The organism is Rhodococcus sp. MT28, from assembly GCF_058792695.1.
The window spans coordinates 1,198,166-1,214,660 of record NZ_JBXAFD010000001.1 but is presented as its reverse complement, the minus strand read 5'-3'; the positions used below and the strand labels follow the sequence as shown (position 1 = coordinate 1,214,660).

The 16,495-nt window shown below is 61.0% G+C and carries 15 protein-coding genes; 10 read left to right on the top strand and 5 right to left on the bottom strand.

What is annotated here, in order from left to right:
* Window positions 1-579 carry a DUF7822 domain-containing protein gene (locus AC1Q6C_RS05830; protein WP_230359117.1) on the bottom strand — a complete coding sequence of 193 codons (579 nt, stop codon included), beginning with the start codon at window positions 577-579 and terminating at the stop codon, window positions 1-3.
* Window positions 580-605: 26 nt separating this feature from the next.
* Window positions 606-1,214, bottom strand: coding sequence for a TetR/AcrR family transcriptional regulator (locus tag AC1Q6C_RS05825; protein WP_030536572.1), 609 nt, complete (start codon window positions 1,212-1,214; stop codon window positions 606-608).
* A 140-nt stretch (window positions 1,215-1,354) separates the two neighbouring features.
* Here AC1Q6C_RS05825 and AC1Q6C_RS05820 point away from each other — a divergent pair, with 140 nt between their 5' ends.
* The 3 genes from AC1Q6C_RS05820 to AC1Q6C_RS05810 all read left to right on the top strand — a co-directional run bounded on the left by AC1Q6C_RS05820 (window position 1,355) and on the right by AC1Q6C_RS05810 (window position 4,080).
* Window positions 1,355-2,500, top strand: coding sequence for an acyl-CoA dehydrogenase family protein (locus AC1Q6C_RS05820; RefSeq protein WP_007730036.1), 1,146 nt, complete (start codon window positions 1,355-1,357; stop codon window positions 2,498-2,500).
* A 73-nt stretch (window positions 2,501-2,573) separates the two neighbouring features.
* Window positions 2,574-3,335, top strand: a complete 762-nt coding sequence (locus tag AC1Q6C_RS05815; protein ID WP_003939707.1) for an SDR family NAD(P)-dependent oxidoreductase — start codon at window positions 2,574-2,576, stop codon at window positions 3,333-3,335.
* A gap of 97 nt (window positions 3,336-3,432) precedes the next feature.
* The gene (locus AC1Q6C_RS05810) at window positions 3,433-4,080 is read left to right on the top strand and encodes a TetR/AcrR family transcriptional regulator (RefSeq protein ID WP_007730038.1); all 648 of its coding nucleotides are present in this window, start codon (window positions 3,433-3,435) and stop codon (window positions 4,078-4,080) included.
* 2 nt (window positions 4,081-4,082) lie between these two features.
* Here AC1Q6C_RS05810 and AC1Q6C_RS05805 read toward each other — a convergent pair whose 3' ends face one another.
* Window positions 4,083-4,544 carry an SRPBCC family protein gene (locus AC1Q6C_RS05805; RefSeq protein ID WP_064443685.1) on the bottom strand — a complete coding sequence of 154 codons (462 nt, stop codon included), beginning with the start codon at window positions 4,542-4,544 and terminating at the stop codon, window positions 4,083-4,085.
* A gap of 89 nt (window positions 4,545-4,633) precedes the next feature.
* On the opposite strand from AC1Q6C_RS05805, the gene AC1Q6C_RS05800 reads away from it, so the two are divergent.
* From AC1Q6C_RS05800 to AC1Q6C_RS05790, 3 genes are all read left to right on the top strand, one after another.
* Window positions 4,634-5,260: a TetR/AcrR family transcriptional regulator gene (locus tag AC1Q6C_RS05800; protein ID WP_030536574.1), complete on the top strand. Its 627-nt coding sequence runs from the start codon at window positions 4,634-4,636 to the stop codon at window positions 5,258-5,260.
* A gap of 754 nt (window positions 5,261-6,014) precedes the next feature.
* The gene (locus AC1Q6C_RS05795; protein ID WP_021331879.1) at window positions 6,015-7,307 is read left to right on the top strand and encodes an MFS transporter; all 1,293 of its coding nucleotides are present in this window, start codon (window positions 6,015-6,017) and stop codon (window positions 7,305-7,307) included.
* Window positions 7,308-7,427: 120 nt separating this feature from the next.
* Window positions 7,428-7,931, top strand: a complete 504-nt coding sequence (locus AC1Q6C_RS05790) for an NUDIX domain-containing protein (protein ID WP_054825966.1) — start codon at window positions 7,428-7,430, stop codon at window positions 7,929-7,931.
* Window positions 7,932-8,106: 175 nt separating this feature from the next.
* On the opposite strand, the gene AC1Q6C_RS05785 is transcribed toward AC1Q6C_RS05790, so the two are convergent.
* On the bottom strand, window positions 8,107-8,526 hold the full coding sequence (locus tag AC1Q6C_RS05785; protein WP_125052065.1) for a nucleoside/nucleotide kinase family protein: 420 nt from the start codon (window positions 8,524-8,526) through the stop codon (window positions 8,107-8,109).
* Window positions 8,527-8,763: 237 nt separating this feature from the next.
* Entirely contained in the window at window positions 8,764-9,783 is a 1,020-nt protein-coding gene (locus AC1Q6C_RS05780; protein ID WP_230359116.1) for a Gfo/Idh/MocA family protein, read from the bottom strand.
* A gap of 361 nt (window positions 9,784-10,144) precedes the next feature.
* On the opposite strand from AC1Q6C_RS05780, the gene hisD reads away from it, so the two are divergent.
* The 4 genes from hisD (at window position 10,145) to AC1Q6C_RS05760 (ending at window position 16,478) form a co-directional block, all read left to right on the top strand.
* Entirely contained in the window at window positions 10,145-11,467 is a 1,323-nt protein-coding gene (gene hisD, locus AC1Q6C_RS05775; RefSeq protein ID WP_042923916.1) for a histidinol dehydrogenase, read from the top strand.
* Entirely contained in the window at window positions 11,464-12,897 is a 1,434-nt protein-coding gene (locus AC1Q6C_RS05770; protein WP_042923920.1) for an aspartate ammonia-lyase, read from the top strand. The genes hisD and AC1Q6C_RS05770 overlap by 4 nt, the downstream gene beginning before the upstream one ends.
* Before the next feature lie 153 nt (window positions 12,898-13,050).
* Window positions 13,051-14,637 carry a GMC family oxidoreductase gene (locus AC1Q6C_RS05765; RefSeq protein WP_230359115.1) on the top strand — a complete coding sequence of 529 codons (1,587 nt, stop codon included), beginning with the start codon at window positions 13,051-13,053 and terminating at the stop codon, window positions 14,635-14,637.
* A 41-nt stretch (window positions 14,638-14,678) separates the two neighbouring features.
* Window positions 14,679-16,478 (top strand): thiamine pyrophosphate-binding protein, encoded by a 1,800-nt coding sequence (locus AC1Q6C_RS05760; RefSeq protein ID WP_031330783.1) that lies wholly within the window; start codon window positions 14,679-14,681, stop codon window positions 16,476-16,478.
* Window positions 16,479-16,495 lie beyond the last annotated feature (17 nt).

Genomic DNA, 16,495 nt, shown 5'->3' with positions numbered 1-16,495 from the left:
CTATCGAGGGACGTCGAGATCGAAGTACAGGGTCTCGGACCAGTAACCGAGGCCGAGCTCGCGTAGCGGTTCCTCGACGCTCTCCTGAGTCGGCGTGAACAGTCGCTCCCAGAAGCTTGGCTTGACGGGTGCGAGCGTGGCCAGCGCCGCCTCCATCTCGGCGTCGATGTCCGCCAGACCGGTCATCAGGGCCGTGCCCTGTTCGGCGAACGGTTCGTCGTCCATGTCGAAGATCTCGCCGCACTCGAGGACGAAGTAGTGGTCGGGTTCGGTGTGGCTGTGCAGGAAACGCAGCGCATCGCCGGCCATCGTGCCGAGTGCGGGGTGATCGATGCGGCCGAGGAAGTCTTCGAACCGGGCGATACCAGGACCACAGGGCGCGGTGACCGCGATCAGGTCGGGGGTGTCGTCCCAGATGATCGACTGGCGGGGGAGCGGATTCACGGACACAAGGATCCGGGGGACCAGCGGTATCGCGTACGACCACTCCGAGATTCCTTTGAGTCCACGGGTGCGAGCGGCAGCCGGATTCTCATGCGGGGCAACAGGGGTCGAGTAGAGATAGGTGCGGTTGGCCACTGGCCGAGTCCTTTCTGCGGTCGGCGTCACCTGATTCGGGCGGCGCCCACCATCCTCAATGCCAGGTCTCCGTACAGTTTTCCGATGTCTTCCGGGTTCGTGTAGTTGCCGGCCGGGAACCAGCGGCACACGTCGACGCACAGGGACATCAAGGCGAGGGTGACGCCTTCGGCATCGGGGATCGTGAAATCGCCCGACTGCACGCCGGCATCGACAACCTCCCGGACCACCCGCGTCGTGCTGCGGCGAAGCGCGACGACGGTTCGGTAGTGCTCTGGTGTGAGGGCAGTGAGTTCGTACTGGACGACGCGAGCGAGTGAATGGTGCCCCGCCTGCCAACTGGCGAAGGTGCTGATCAGTTCCTGCAAGCGAACCGACGGTTCTTCACCCGGTCGGTCGGCGCCCTCGACCACCTTCAACGCTTCGGTGTGGCCTTCGAAGCTGATCGCGAAAAGCAGTTCTTCTTTCGAGCGGTAGTGCGGGTACATGGCGGCGGGACTCATGTCGAGTCGCGCGGCGATGTCACGGGTGGTGGTGCCGCCGTAGCCGGCAGAGGCAAAAGCGTCCACGGCTGCCGCGCGGATACGGGCCGCAGCTTTGGAGGGGCTGATCACCACGTCAGGTGAATCGCTCACGGTTTCCTCCAGGTGTGACGGATTTCGATGTTGACAATATCCCGCTCTCGATTCACTATAAGCAGGTGCTTAGATTCTAAGCGAATGCTTAGGAACATCGTTACGTGTGGCTTTGCCACGCCGAAAGGAAGCAACTCGTCATGCGTCGCACTCTGTACGGACCCGATCACGAGGCATTTCGCGAATCTGCTCGCGAATTCGTCAACCGGAACATCCTTCCGGTCGCAGAGAAGCTGATCGACCAGCGCTTCATCGATCGTGAAATCTGGCTCGAAGCGGGACGCAACGGCTTCCTCGGACTCGAGGTTCCGGAGGCGTACGGCGGAAGCGAAGCCGGCGACTACCGCTTCAACGCGGTTCTGGCCGAAGAGCTCTCGCGCGCCAGTGCAGCTGTTGCCTCGAGCTTCGGCATTCACGCCGACGTCGTTGCTCCCTACCTCGTTCAGCTCACCACCGAAGAGCAGAAGCAGCGTTGGCTGCCCAAGTTCTGCACCGGTGAGATGCTGACGGCCATCGGCATGACCGAGCCTTCCGGTGGATCCGACCTCGCCTCGCTCAAGACCACTGCGGTCAAGGACGGCGACGACTGGATCATCAACGGCTCCAAGACCTTCATCACCAACGGCTACAACGCCGACCTCGTGATCGTGGCGGCTCGGACCAGTCCCGAGAAGAAGTCCAAGGGCATCACCCTCTTTGCCGTCGAGACCGGCATGGAAGGCTTCGAGCGCGGACGCAAGCTCGACAAGGTCGGCCAGCACGAGTCCGATACCGCCGAACTGTTCTTCGAGAACGTTCGCGTGCCGTCCACCAACATCATCGGTGAGATCGACCGCGGCTTCATCCACATGATGGAAATGCTGCCGCAGGAGCGCGTCGGCGCTGCGGTGTCCAACATCGCGCACGCCGCTCCGATCCTCGAAGAGACGCTGCAATATGCCAAGGACCGCAAGGCTTTCGGTCAGCCGATCGGCTCGTTGCAGTGGAACAAATTCCTTCTCGCGGATCTCGTCACCCGCATCGAGGTCACCCAGGCCTACGTCGACAACTGCGTCGCGGCACACGCTGCCGGCGAGCTGACCGCCATCGACGCCGCCAAGGCTAAGTGGTGGACCGCGCAGGTGCAGAACGAGGTCCTCGATCACTGCGTTCAGTTGCACGGTGGCTACGGCTTCATGACCGAGTACCGCGCCGCTCGCGCGTGGATGGACGCCCGCGTCACCAAGATCTGGGCCGGATCCAACGAGATCATGAAGGAACTCATCGGCCGCGATCTCGGCCTGTAATTTCGCAACTGCAGTCGATACGTCACTGCAACCGCCACTTCCCGAACCCGACGACACAGGAGCATCACCGCGCATGTCTGTTCTCGACAAGTTCTCTCTGACCGATCGAGTGGTCATCGTGACCGGTGCGTCGTCGGGCCTCGGGGTGGCGTTTGCGAAAGCCGCAGCAGAGGCCGGCGCGGACGTCGTCCTCGCTGCTCGCCGCGTCGACAAGCTCGAAGACACGGCCAAGCTCGTGCGTGACGCAGGCCGCGAAGCATTGTGCGTGGCCACCGACATCGTCGATCCGGCTCAGGCTCAGAACATGGTCGACGCCGCGATGGAGAAGTTCGGCCGCGTGGACGTGCTGGTCAACAATGCCGGCGTCGGAACTGCCGTTCCGGCGACCCGCGAGACCCCGGACCAGTTCCGCGCCGTCATCGACATCAACCTCAATGGGTCCTACTGGGCAGCGCAGGCCTGCGGCCGCGTCATGCTCCCGGGCAGCTCCATCGTCAACATCTCGAGCATTCTCGGATTGACGACCGCCGGACTCCCGCAGGCCGCCTATGCGGCGAGCAAGGCAGGCGTCGTCGGATTGACCCGCGACCTCGCACAGCAGTGGGGAACGCGCAAGGGCATTCGCGTCAACGCGATCGCGCCCGGCTTCTTCAAGTCGGAAATGACAGACCAATACAACGACGGTTACTTGGACGCGATGGCTCCGCGCCTGATCCTCGGCCGCATGGGCGATCCGGAAGAGCTCGCGGCCACCATGGTGTGGCTCGCGTCCGAGGCCGGCGGATACGTCACCGGTCAGACCATCGCCGTCGACGGAGGAATCACCATCACCTGACGCCGATGCCGAGATGTCGCCGGCTTTGCCGTATAAGTAGCTGGTGACCTCTCGCGCCGAACCTCAGGAGAACTGGGAAGACCGTCCGCCACCATCCATGGCTGCGACGGAGCTTCTGCGTGACCTGCCGGTGACTGCCCGCGGCGTCCGGACCAGGGCTTCTCTGGTCGCAGCGGCTCGAACGGTGTTCGAGCGCGCAGGGTATCTCGACGCCCGTCTCACGGACATCACCAAGGAAGCGAACTGCTCCACCGGCACGTTCTACACCTACTTCGACAACAAAGAGCAGATCTTCGCCGCAGTTCTCGACGTCGCGCAGGAAGACATGCTGCACCCAGGCATGGGACGGGTCCGCGACGTCGACAATCCGTATGCGGTCCTCGAATCGAGCAACCGTGCCTACCTGACGGCTTTTCGCCGCAACGCCAAACTCATGGGCCTACTCGAGCAGGTATCGCACATCGACCCGGCCTTCGCGAAACTGCGTCGGGACCGAGCCGAGACCTTCATTTCTCGCAATGCCCGAGCCATCGAACGCTTGCAAGCAGCTGGCAAGGCAGACGCCTCGTTGGACCCGCTGCTGGCTTCCCGAGCACTGTCGGCGATGGTGAGCCGTCTTGCCTACAGTTCATTCGTCTCCGAGGAACCTGGCGCCGACGGCAACCCCGTCCCGTTCGAGGACGTCGTCAAGACGGCTACTCAGGTGTGGGCCAACGCGCTGGGACTCGAAGGCGACCGCGGGTAGTTTCAGCCTTCGCCGCGGGCCGCGAACTGCTCCTCGAGGCTGTGGCGCAGTGTTTCCTCGCTGTTCTTGACAGCGTTTTCGACGAACGGCCCGATCAATCGGCCGAGTGCCTTGCCGGCAATGCCGCCGGGCAGTTTGTAGGCGAAGTCGACGGAAAGCTCGGTCTTGGAATCGTCGATCGCGGCGAACTCCCACGTGGACGAGTTGGATACACCGCCGAGCGAGGACAGCTTGATGATCCGATTCTTCTCCCACTCGGTGACCTCGAGTTTGGAGCGCAACGTGCTCGGCCCGATCTGCATGGCCGCGTCGAACGTGGCGCCGAGTCCCTGATCGAACTCTCCGAACGGGGTGAACTCGGAAACACCGAACATCCACGTCGGGACATTGCGGTAGTCGTCGATGTAGTCGAAGGCGACATCAACCGGCACGGCAGCAACCGCGGTGTGGCGAACATGGATCATGACTGGTCCCTGTCTTTCGGTGAACACCGACTCTAACCAATGGCTCCGACGTGTTCGGCGGCGGCGCAAGAGCGATCTACGGTATCGGTATGACGAACGAGCTTCCGGTACGCGGGTCCTGGCGCGATTACGAAGACCTGGGACTACCGAAACCGCTCGCTGCGGCGTTGGAGGCGTTCGTCGAGCAGGGCTATCACGGGACTTCGATCCGTGACGTCGCGTCGCGGTCCGGGCTGTCGGTGCCGGGGCTCTACCACCACTACCCGTCCAAGCAAGCTCTGCTGATCGGTCTGGCGACCGTTGTGATGACGGAGTTGTTGGAGCGAAGCCGCGCCGCCGAACTCGATGCCGGGGACGATCCCTCCGATCGCTTCGACGCGGTGATCGAATCTCTGTTGCGGTTCCACATGTTTCGACGCGAGCAGTCGTTCGTCGCCTCCTCGGAGATCCGCAGCATGGAGCCCGACAGCCGGGCTGGTTACATCGCCCAGCGCGACGAACAGCAGAAGCAGGTGGACCGGATCGTCCTCGACGGCGTCGCTTCGGGAGTGTTCGAGGCCGACCATCCCGAGGACGCCAGCCGAGCCGTGGTGACGATGTGCGTCGCCGTCGCGGTCTGGTACCGACCGGACGGTGAGTTGTCTCCGGACGAGTTGGTGGAGAGGTATTTGGAGATAGCGAGGCGCATGGTGGGGGCGAAGCGGGTGGGGGAGTGACTGTGGGGGCGAAGCGGGTGGGGGAGTGACTGTGGGGGCGAAGCGCGTGGGGGAGTAACTGCTGTGTGCAGTGTCGCGGAAGGCGGTCGCCAGCGTTTGGTGTCGGCCACGACGCGTTCAACCTCGCTTTTGTTTGCCTGGGAAATCGCGTAGGTCGGTCGCATTGACCAGCGCGCGGACACGGTTTGTTGCGTTGCGAAGGCGTTCTCCAGCTATCGGATTCCGGACGGCCGCGGCGGCCAACGACTTTGCAACAGTGGTGACTTCATCGCCGCCGGGGATCAGTAGGCGGTCAGCGCCGGCCAGGAGGCTTGCGAGTGCGGTCTCGCGGGTGACCGTCCACGCGTCGTTGCAAAACAGTGCAGGCTCGCTGTAGCTACTTCTACACCGGCACGAGGCTCACCTTCGGGCACACGGCTCGGTCGATCAATTACCAGTGCGCTGATTCTTGCCCTATTGACTCTTCCACGTGCGGTGATACGTTTAACCGCACGAGAATGGTGAATTTTATCCCCCGGTGTCGTTACGCGCAATGATGCAGTGCGCAGTGTCGACCTGGCGGGCGTGCGGCTGCGGGGACTGTTTGGCCTAGGATGTGCGCGATATGTGCATATTTATGGTGAATTAGTTCTCGCACTGCGCATCGTTGTTGTGATGGCGACTCCGTAACGTGATTTGGACAACGCTGATTGCAGTACATGACGTGCCTCGCAACCCTATTGAGGGGCACGCGTGTGCAGATTGAGGACTCACAATGACTACGAACATTTCGGAAGACCGGCCGGCGCTGAGCCTCCAGCGAATTCGGCTCGCCCGGGTTGCGACATTCTTCGGATTCGCGCAATTGGGAGCGGTCATGCTCACGTGGTCGACGAACACCACTGCGCTCCGTGCTCACCTGGGGTGGTCGGGGGAGGGCGGAGACTCGAATTTCGGGCTGGTGGCACTGGCGATCGGCGTCGGCGCTGCAGTCGGCTGCTTCCTCATCGGGCCGTTCGTCGACAGGTACGGTCCGCGAGCCACCTGTATGCCGACGATGATCATCTACCCGTTGATGTATATCCCGTTCGCGTTCTTGCAGGGTATTGCCAGCGCAATGTTCCTCGGCGTGATGATCGGCCTGTTGAGAGGTGCCTTCGATACCGCCTTCAACACACACGGTGTGCAGGTGGAGCGTTACTACGGCAGGCCCATCATGTCTGCGTTCCACGCGGCCTATCCGGCAGGCGGATTCGTCATCGGCCTGGTGGCCAGTGCAATCGCCCGTCACTATGTCGAGAGCCCCGCCGTGGCCTACATCTCGATCGGTGTCACGATGTCGGTTCTCGGAGCTGTGTTCGGTCGCTGGCTGTTGACTCGCGATGAGCTGCTTCCCCCGGCTGCCGCAGTCGCGATCGAGAAGCAATCGACAACCGAGAGATCGGCGTCGACGACGACTTTGCTGATCATGGCCGGATTCGGCCTCTTGATGCTGGCATCGATGCTCAGCGAAGGCGCAATTCTGGACTGGGGACAGGAGTTCGTCCGGCGCCATGCCGATACCAGCGCAGGTATGGCTGCGACAGCTGTGACCTTCTACTCCGGTGCACAATTCGTGGGGCGCCTCTTCGGCGACCGGCTCGCCGAGTACTTCGGTGCGCGCGTCATCGTGGCCGTCAGTGGTGTGATCGGATTCGTCGGTGCCTTGCTCGCGATCGGGGGTGCGTCAGCTCCGTTCGCCCTGGTGGGATTCGTTCTCCTGGGGCTCGGGCTGGCATGCATGGCTCCGCTGATGCTCTCTGCTGCCGGCCGTCGTGACCCCGAGAACGCCGGAAGAAACATCGGAATTGTCAATGCGATCGGCTACGTCGGCATGCTCGCCGGGCCGGCTGCGATCACGCTCATCGTCGACGGATTCGGAATCGGCTGGATGCCGGCGCTGCCGGCAATCTTGCTCCTGCTCATCGCCGTCGGCGGTCCTGTATTGATGAAAACCGTTCCGCGATACTCGGAAACTGAACGTACGGGAAATGCTCCGAAGCCGGAGCATCACACGGTCTCCCACTGAGGTCGAACAAGCATGAGGTCGAACAAGCAGTGGCCCACGTGCGAGTACATCGAAATCCGGTGTACTCGCACTGGTGTCACCGAACGGAAGGAAATTCTGTTCGGGATTTGAGGAAGAAACATGAGCACCGGCGGACCTTCGGAGTCGATCAGACGTTCTGCGCGAGCGCTGATCGTGGATCATTCGTATCGAATACTGTTGTGCGAGTTTCGATCTAGATCCGATGAAACCTATTGGATCACGCCCGGTGGCCGTTGTGAGGAACGTGAGACCCCACGCGGCACACTCGAGCGAGAGCTTCGAGAAGAGGTAGGGCTCGAACTACGCACGACGCAGCCGCTCGTCTGGCGTCAAACGATCATCGATCCAGAGCACTTTCCCGGATTCAGCGGCGTCGACAACTTCTATTTCCTGGTTCGAGTTCATGAATTCGAACCACGAGGGGCACTGACCGACGCAGAATTGCGCGATGAGCACCTACACGGTTTCAGATGGTGGAGTCTGGAAGAGATCGAGAACTATTCGGGTTCGGCCCTTTTCGCGCCTCACGATATCGCCGAGAGACTCGATCTCACCCTTCGTCGCGGCTCGCCGTGCCCGGTAGTGTGTTTCGGCTCGGATTGATCCAGGTTGCTACTCGTACAGAATCGGTCCGCGCGATCGCTGGCGACACCGACGCCACGTACATGACAAGACACCGACGCTCTGTACAGGAGAATATGCCGCAACTGGGCAGCGACCCGTCGTAGACAACCCCGTGGACGACTCGTGATGCCAATGCCGTTCGAGGTCGACGGGGTTATGTTCGGCGCACCAGGACTGTGCCGTTGGTCGCAGAGTTGGTTCCAGACACGTGAAACATTGCGTGCGCCCAAGGGCGGTCCGCGTTCAGCAACGAATTCTCTTCGATCATCCTGTCGTCGTGATAGCCCTGTGGATCCTCGCCGAGCTCGACCAATCGTTGTCGCGCTGTCTCCGGTGCGGTGTCGACCCACACTGTCGCGTCGTACAACATCCGCAATGAACGGCGGATCGACCCGGCACCTTCCACGAGAAGCAACGTCGTCTGGTCAGGGACAGCGATATCGCGAGGCTTGTCGTGGTTCGGCTGGAAGGTGAATGGAAGCCCATTTCGCCGGATAGGTTCCAGTAATTCCTTGGCGAGCAAGGTATCCCAGCCAAAAAATGTTCGACTGCACGCGATGTCATCTGTGTGCACGATGACCGTCCCTGTACAGTTTGCCGATAACAGTGCGGCCAGCGTCGACTTGCCGGAACCACCCCTCCCATCGATCCCTACGATTGCCGGGCCGCGCCCAACTGAACCGGCCCGCAGAAGTTCCACGAATTGTGGGATCGCGAATCTATTCCAATCCGTATTTTCGTCACGCTCAGTGGGACGTTTCATGAACCTCTACCTTGGATCGAACCAGCTCCGAGTGTGAATTGTGAACGGCTACTGTCCACAGAAGTCGACTGGGACCCGGTTACCCGTCCTGGCCGACTCGAGTATCGAGATGCTCACTGCCAGTGCGTTGGTCGCGTCGAGTCCGTCGACGACTGGTCGGCCGTCACCGCGCGTGGCACGGGTGAAGTGTTCCAGCGTGATGTCGTACGTGTGCCGGCGGTCTTCGATATCGATCTCGTGCGATCCCCGGCGATCGTGCAGAACGACCGACCCGATGGGTTCCGGAGTCATGACGTCGGCTGCATGAAGGCTGCCGGCTGTCCCGTGCACCTCCACATACGTGGGTGCGAATGGCGTAGTGAAAGTGTCGTGGAATCGTACAAGGACGTTGTTCTCGTAGAGAATCGACGAGGAGGCTGCATCTTCGGCTTCGGTCACCCAATCTCCTTGGGCCACAGTGATCGCGCTCGCCGTCAGTGCTCTTGTGCCGAGTAGCGGATTCACGACGGAGGCGTTGTGGCAGGAAAGATCCATGACGGCGCCTGATCCCGGCGTGCTACCGAGTCGCCACCCTCGCAAACGTTCGGGTAGGAGCGACGTGTGGCGAACACTGACCGACAGAATCCGGCCTATGTCGCCGCGCGCCACTGTGCGTCGAATGGCCTGGTGCGTACCTGCTGCGGGCAGGTGGTGGTTGACGCCTAGGACTACGCCGGCGGATTCGCAAGCGGCGGTCATCTTCCGCGCATTGTCGATGCTCGTCGACAGCGGCTTCTCACAGAGAACGTGTTTTCCGGCTGCTGCCGCCGCGCACACCTGCTCGAGGTGGCGATCATTTGCACTGGAGATGTAGACCGCATCGATGAGGGGATCGCTGAGCAGATCGTTCAGCTTGTTCGTTCCGTTCGATATCTCGTTCCGACGTGCGTACTGCTCGGCATGGTCCGCATTTCCGCTGTACACGGAACTGATGTGGTGGCCGGTCCTTCGCAGTGCGGGAATCATTCTCGTTTCGGCGATATCACTCGCACCGACGATTCCCCAGACGAGATGCGGTTGTTCGCTCATCGAAGTATTCCTTCTCGGGCATCGACGATGTCGAATAGACAGCGACGGCTCCGGGTATCGGCCGACTCGACGTCAGGAGTTCGGCGCGGACGAAATCTGGTAGGCCAACCCTACGAAGTGGCGATAGATATCGACAGCGCCAAAACGTGCAAGCGTGAGCCGCTGATCGACCACTGTGAGCAGGCGCGAGCGCTGCACCTGCTCTGACCGTGAGCTTTCGAACGACCGGCATATCATGCACGGATTGGGCAGAATTTGGCAGAAGTGGTTCCCCCTATGTGTCTGTCCGCTGGATCACTTCGCAGGAAAGCTAGGGCTATCAGTTTGATTTCATGCCTCACCTCGAAGGAGCAACCCGCCAATGTCGTTCGTTCTCAAAGCCGCAGTCGGCGAACCAGCGCAGCGTGCCAGCAATCCGGCGGTGGTCGACACTGTCGCGGGTGTGATCGCAGACATTCGTGCCAACGGTGACGACGCGGTCCGCAAGTACTCTGACCGTTTCGACCGGTGGTCACCGGATTCGTTCCGGCTCGACGAAGATCAGATCCGCGAGATCGTCAAGTCCGTCCCGACAACGGTCCTCGAGGACCTGCAGTTCGCGCAGCGTCAGATTCGCGACTTCGCCCAGGCGCAGCGCGACACCATCACAGACCTCGAGGTCGAGACTCTGCCCGGCGTGTTCTTGGGGCACCGGAACATTCCGATCGACGCGGCTGCAGCTTACGTTCCGGGTGGCAGGTACCCGCTGACAGCGTCGGCGCACATGACGGTGCTGACCGCGAAGGTCGCAGGCGTCGAACGCGTCGCGGCTACGACGCCCCCGAATGACGGGCTTCCGCCCCAGATCAGCATCACCGCAATGCATCTCGCCGGGGCCGACGAGATTTTCGTGCTCGGTGGCGTACAGGCGATTGCAGCGCTGGCTCTCGGTACCGAGACGATCGATCCTGTCTCGATCCTCACGGGGCCGGGCAACGCATACGTGGCAGAGGCAAAGCGTCAACTCTTCGGTGAGGTCGGAATCGATCTCTTTGCAGGTCCCACCGAAACACTGATCGTTGCCGACGAGTGCGCCGACCCGTTCACCATCGCAGTGGATCTACTCAGCCAGGCTGAACACGGTCCGGATTCACCGTGTGTGTTGATCACGACGTCCGAGGCTGTGGGCAACGAGGTGATCAAACACATCGACGCATTGCTACCCGGTCTGGAGACGAACGCGATCGCCGGGCCCGCTTGGCGCGACCACGGACAGATCCACGTTGTCGAGACTCTCTCCGAAGCATATGAACTCGCGGACAAGTTTGCCTCCGAGCACGTACAGATCCTGACGCAGAATCCGCGTGAAGCGCTCGACAGCATGAGCAACTACGGTGCCCTTTTTCTGGGGGAAGGAACGTGTGTTCCATACGGCGACAAAGTGATCGGGACCAACCACGTACTTCCTACTCTTGGCGCTGCGCGCTACACCGGAGGGCTCTGGGTAGGGAAGTTCCTCAAAACCCTCACTTTCCAGGAGGTGCGCGATCCGGCGGCGAGCGCCAGGATCGGCGAGATCGCTGCGCGACTGTCCCGACTGGAACGCTTCGAAGGCCACGCCCGTTCAGGTGACCTGCGTGCGGCGAAGTTCGGTGGAGCCGAACTACCGTGGGGCGAGATCCCGGTGGCGGCAAACCTCAAATGACGATGCGCATCGAGCACGACCTGCTCGGTGATCGCGAAGTGCCTGCGGAGGCCTACTACGGCATCCACACGCTGAGAGCACTGGAGAACTTCCCGATCACCGGTATTCCTCTCTCGGTCCACCCGGACATGGTATCGGCGTTGGCTGCGGTCAAGCAGGCCGCTGCTCGGGCGAACGCCGACCTCGGAATCCTCTCGCCCGAGCATGCAGCGGCGATCGAGCAAGCTTGCAAGGAGATTCGTGCGGGCAGGTTCACCGACCAGTTCGTCGTCGACGTCATTCAGGGTGGTGCCGGCACGTCATCGAACATGAACGCCAACGAAGTGGTCGCGAACCGCGCGCTCGAAATTCTCGGCGGCGAACGGGGGCAGTACCAATTCCTCCATCCGCTCGAACACGTCAACATGAGTCAGAGCACCAACGACGTCTACCCCACCGCGATCAAAATCGGCTTGCAAGGTGCCGTCACCAGGCTTCGAGGTGCGATGGACGAACTTGCAGGCGCATTCGCGGAGAAAGCAGCCGAGTTCTCCCACGTGCTCAAGGTCGGGCGGACTCAGTTGCAAGACGCGGTCCCGATGACTCTCGGTCAAGAGATTGTCACGTTCGCCGTGATGATCAAGGAGGACTCTCAGAGACTGGAAGAGGCCGCTCGGTTGATCTCGGAGATCAACCTGGGAGGGACGGCGATAGGTACCGGTCTCAATGCGCACCCGGAGTACGCCAGACGTGTGCGTGAGCATCTGGTGTCGATCACCGGTCTCGACATCTCGACGGCATCGGATCTCATCGAAGCAACCCAGGACGTCGGGGCCTTCGTTCAGCTGTCGGGAGTGCTCAAGCGTACCGCGGTCAAACTGTCCAAGATCTGCAACGATCTGAGATTGCTGTCCTCAGGCCCACGAGCAGGTCTGGGTGAGATCAATTTACCTGCGGTGCAGGCAGGTTCGTCGATCATGCCCGGAAAGGTCAATCCGGTCATTCCGGAAGTGGTCAATCAGATTGCCTACCGGGTGGTGGGAAACGATCTGACCATCACCATGGCTGCCGAGGCGGGTCAACTGCAGCTCAACGCATTCGAACCGGTCATTGCACACAGCTTGTTCGAGACTGCAGAACTCCTCACGCGGGGCTGCACTGTGTTGCGCGAGCGATGCGTGATCGGCATTACCGCCAACGTCGAGCATCTCGAACGAACGGTCGCGGCTTCGATCGGTGTCGTGACCGCGCTCAATCCCTACATCGGCTACACAGCCGCGACGGAATTGGCGGCGGACGCGCTTGCTTCCGGTCGTACCGTCGTGGAGTTGGTGCTCGAACGCGGGTTGTTGGGCAAGGAGGATTTGGACGCGATCATGGAGCCTGCGAATTTGGCACGAACTGCGATCGTGTCGGCTCCCGATTTCGATCCACTCGTCCCGTCGACCTGACCAGGTCTTCAGGGCGGTTGACACCGCACATGTGGGCGGTATCGTTTAGTGATACGTATAACTACTTGCAGTCCTGTTGTGTCAGGATTGACAGAAGCTGAGTCGGCACGGTTCAAGGACGTACCGCGCCAAGCCAGCCAGGAGACGGAAACCATGTTCGAAAAGACACGAATGGACAGTCATCCCCCCTGTAAGAGCAACTACGACGTCATCGTCGTGGGAAGCGGAATGGGGGGTGGAACGATGGCATACGCTCTCAAGGATTCCGGCCTCGATGTGCTCTTGATCGAGAGGGGAGACTTCCTTCCACAGGAACGTCAGAATTGGGACCCCCGAGCGGTGTTCGAGAAAGATCGGTACAAGAACGCCGAAAAATGGGTCGACACCGAAGGGCGGGAGTTCGCCCCCGGCACCTACTATTACGTCGGCGGAAACACCAAATTCTACGGTGGCTCGTTGGTCAGGTTCAGGAGAGAGGATTTTCATTCCTCACGGCATCACGACGGTGAATCGCCGGCATGGCCGTTCTCGTATGACGATCTCGAACCCTACTACGCACGTGCCGAGCAGGTGTACAAGGTTCACGGCGACCACACCGACGACCCGACGTTGCCACGCGACCAACCATTTCCGTACCCTCCCGTAGGGCACGAGCCAGCGATACAGCAGGTCGCCGACGACATGCGTAAGGCGGGTTTCACCCCTTCCAATCTCCCTCTCGGGGTCGACCTTCGGCAGGGTGGGTCATGTATTCGATGCAAGACATGCGACGGGTTCCCCTGCCGTACCTTGGCGAAATCGGATGCCGACGTCTGTTGCGTGCGACCCGCACTCGATTCGGGCAACGTCGAAATCGTCACGAACGGGTACGTGGAGAAGGTGTTGACCGACGATTCCGGACGTCGAGCATCAGGCGTCGAAGTGACCCATCGCGGCGTCACCTCCACAGTACGTGCGGATACGGTCGTAATCTCCTGTGGTGCGGTCAATTCTGCAGCGCTGCTGCTACGTTCGGCCACATCTGTCCATCCTGACGGGCTCGCAAATTCCTCCGGAATGGTCGGTCGTAACTACATGGTGCACATGAACTCGATCATGGTGGCCATCGACCCACTCAAGAAGAACAAGTCCGAATTTCAAAAGACGTTGTACTTCAACGACTTCTACCTGCGTGGCACTGACGATCATCCGTATCCGCTAGGCCATGTGCAACTGATCGGGAAGCTCCAAGCGGAGATGATCAAGGGGCAACGGCCCCACATCCCCAAATGGGCGTTGAGCCTTGCCACGAACCGTAGTACCGATTGGTGGCTGTTCACGGAGGATCTGCCCAACCCTGAAAATCGTGTCACGCTGACTCCCGGAGGGCGTATCCAGATCGCATGGAAACCGAATAACGTCCGGGCACACGAGGTTCTGGTTCGCGAGACGCGAAAAATGCTTCGCAAGATCGGATTTCCGGTGGTCATCAGTGAAGGAACAGGGATAGAGGTCAACTCGCATCAGGCCGGAACCGTTCGGCTCGGTACCGACCCGGCTACATCGGTCCTCGATCCGAGTTGCCAGGCACACGATGTCGACAACCTGTATGTCGTCGACTCCTCCTTCTTTCCGTCGCTCCCGGTGATGAATCCGGCGCTGTCGATCGCGGCGAACGCGTTGCGTGTTGCAGATTCGATCATCGCTCGAAGCGGCGACTCCACGGCGGGTGCATCGCACGGCTCGTCGATCTCTGCATAAATTGCTCACCCCCAATTCTTTTCGATTCGAAAGTGAAGAACATGACTGTGCAAAAGCTCACCGGTGGCCAGATGGTGGTCGACATACTGATCCGTGAAGGAGTTGAAAAGGTATTCGCTATTCCGGGACACGGCAATACGGCGTTACTTGATGCGTTCGTCGACCGGGCCGACGAAATCGAGTTGGTTCCCGCCATCCACGAGCAGGGCGCCGCACACATGGCCGACGGCTACTACCGCGCATCGGGCAAGATCGCGGCCGTCTGTACTTCCATCGGACCGGGAGCGACAAACACCGTAACCGGAATCGCGACTGCGTTCGCGGACTCGCAGCCGATGATTCTGATCACCGGCGCCGTTCACACGTATATGGAGAACCGCGGCGTCCTCCAGGAGATCGATCGGCCGCACGGGAACAATTTCCCACGGATGGTCGAGCCGGTCGTCAAGCGCTGGTGGCAGCCCGGTCGACTCGAGCAGCTACCTTCCGCGATGGCTCAGGCGTTCAACACGATGCTCGAAGGTCGCAGAGGGCCTGTCCTGGTGGATATCCCGCAGGACCTGCAAGCTGAGTACGGCGACTATGTTCCAGAGTTGTACTCGCGCCGAGCTCAGACCCGGGCGACTGGTGATCCCGTCGCCATTGCCGAGGCAGCCAAGCTACTGGCGGGTGCTAAGCGTCCCGTGATCCTCGCTGGCGGAGGCGTCATCGCAGCCGAGGCCGGTGCGGAACTCCTCACACTGGCGGAACGTCTCGGCGCTCCCGTGACGCACTCCTTCCAGGGCAAAGGCGCATTCCCTGCAGACCACGATCTGTACGCGTGGCCGTGCGGCGACATGGGATCGATTCCGGGTAACGGAGTCACCAAGACCGCCGACGTCATTCTTGCAGTGGGTTGCCGATTCAGCGATCGCATCACGTCCTCGTACCGCCCCGGAGTCACATTCGACATCCCTAACACGAAACTCGTTCACATAGACATCGACGGATTCGAGATCGGCCGCAACTACCCGGTCGAGGTCGGGATCGTCGGCGACGCCAAGACCTCGCTCTCGTCTCTGATCGACGAACTCGGCGCACCGGCAGCGGATTACGACTTCCGGGCAACCGACTACTACGCCGAACTTCAGGACTTGAAGGCACAGTGGGACGAGCACCTGCGCCCTATGCGTGAGACCGACTACTTGCCGATGACCAACTCGCGGGCAATGGTCGAGATCCGAAAGGTCCTTCCGCGTAACGGAATTCTGGTCACCGATTCCAGCAACCCGGCAAATCAGGCGTTCAACGAATTCCCGATCTACGAGCCGAAGAGCAACATCGTTGCCGGCGGATTCTCCGGAATCGGATTCGGTGTACCTGCCGCGATCGGCGCCGCGATCGGCGCACCGGACAAGCCGGTTCTCGCGCTCGTCGGCGATGGCGCGTTCCTACAGACCGGCACGGAGATCGCAGCTGCCGCCATGAGCGGCGTCAATGTCGTCTTCGTCGTTCTGAACAACGGTGGCTGGGAAGCAATCAAGGACCTCCAGATCAATCTCTTCGGCGCGGAACGGGAAATCATCTCAGGCTGGAAGTTGCCGGATGGATCCCCGTACTTCGCCGATATCACTGCGTTCGCGCAGTCTCTCGGATGCAAGTCCGAGCGAGTCGAGGATCCCGCAAAGCTCGGCGCCGCTGTTCAGCGCGCATTCGAGACCGAGGGCCCCGTAGTCATCGAGGCGATCAGTGCTCGCGAGCTTCCCTGGACCGAGATGCATGCAATGGGTTGGTGGGATATCACCGTGCCGGCCTACCACGGCGAAGTTCGAGACGACTACGTGAACCAGCGCGGCTTCTGACCCACCCCTCACCGGAA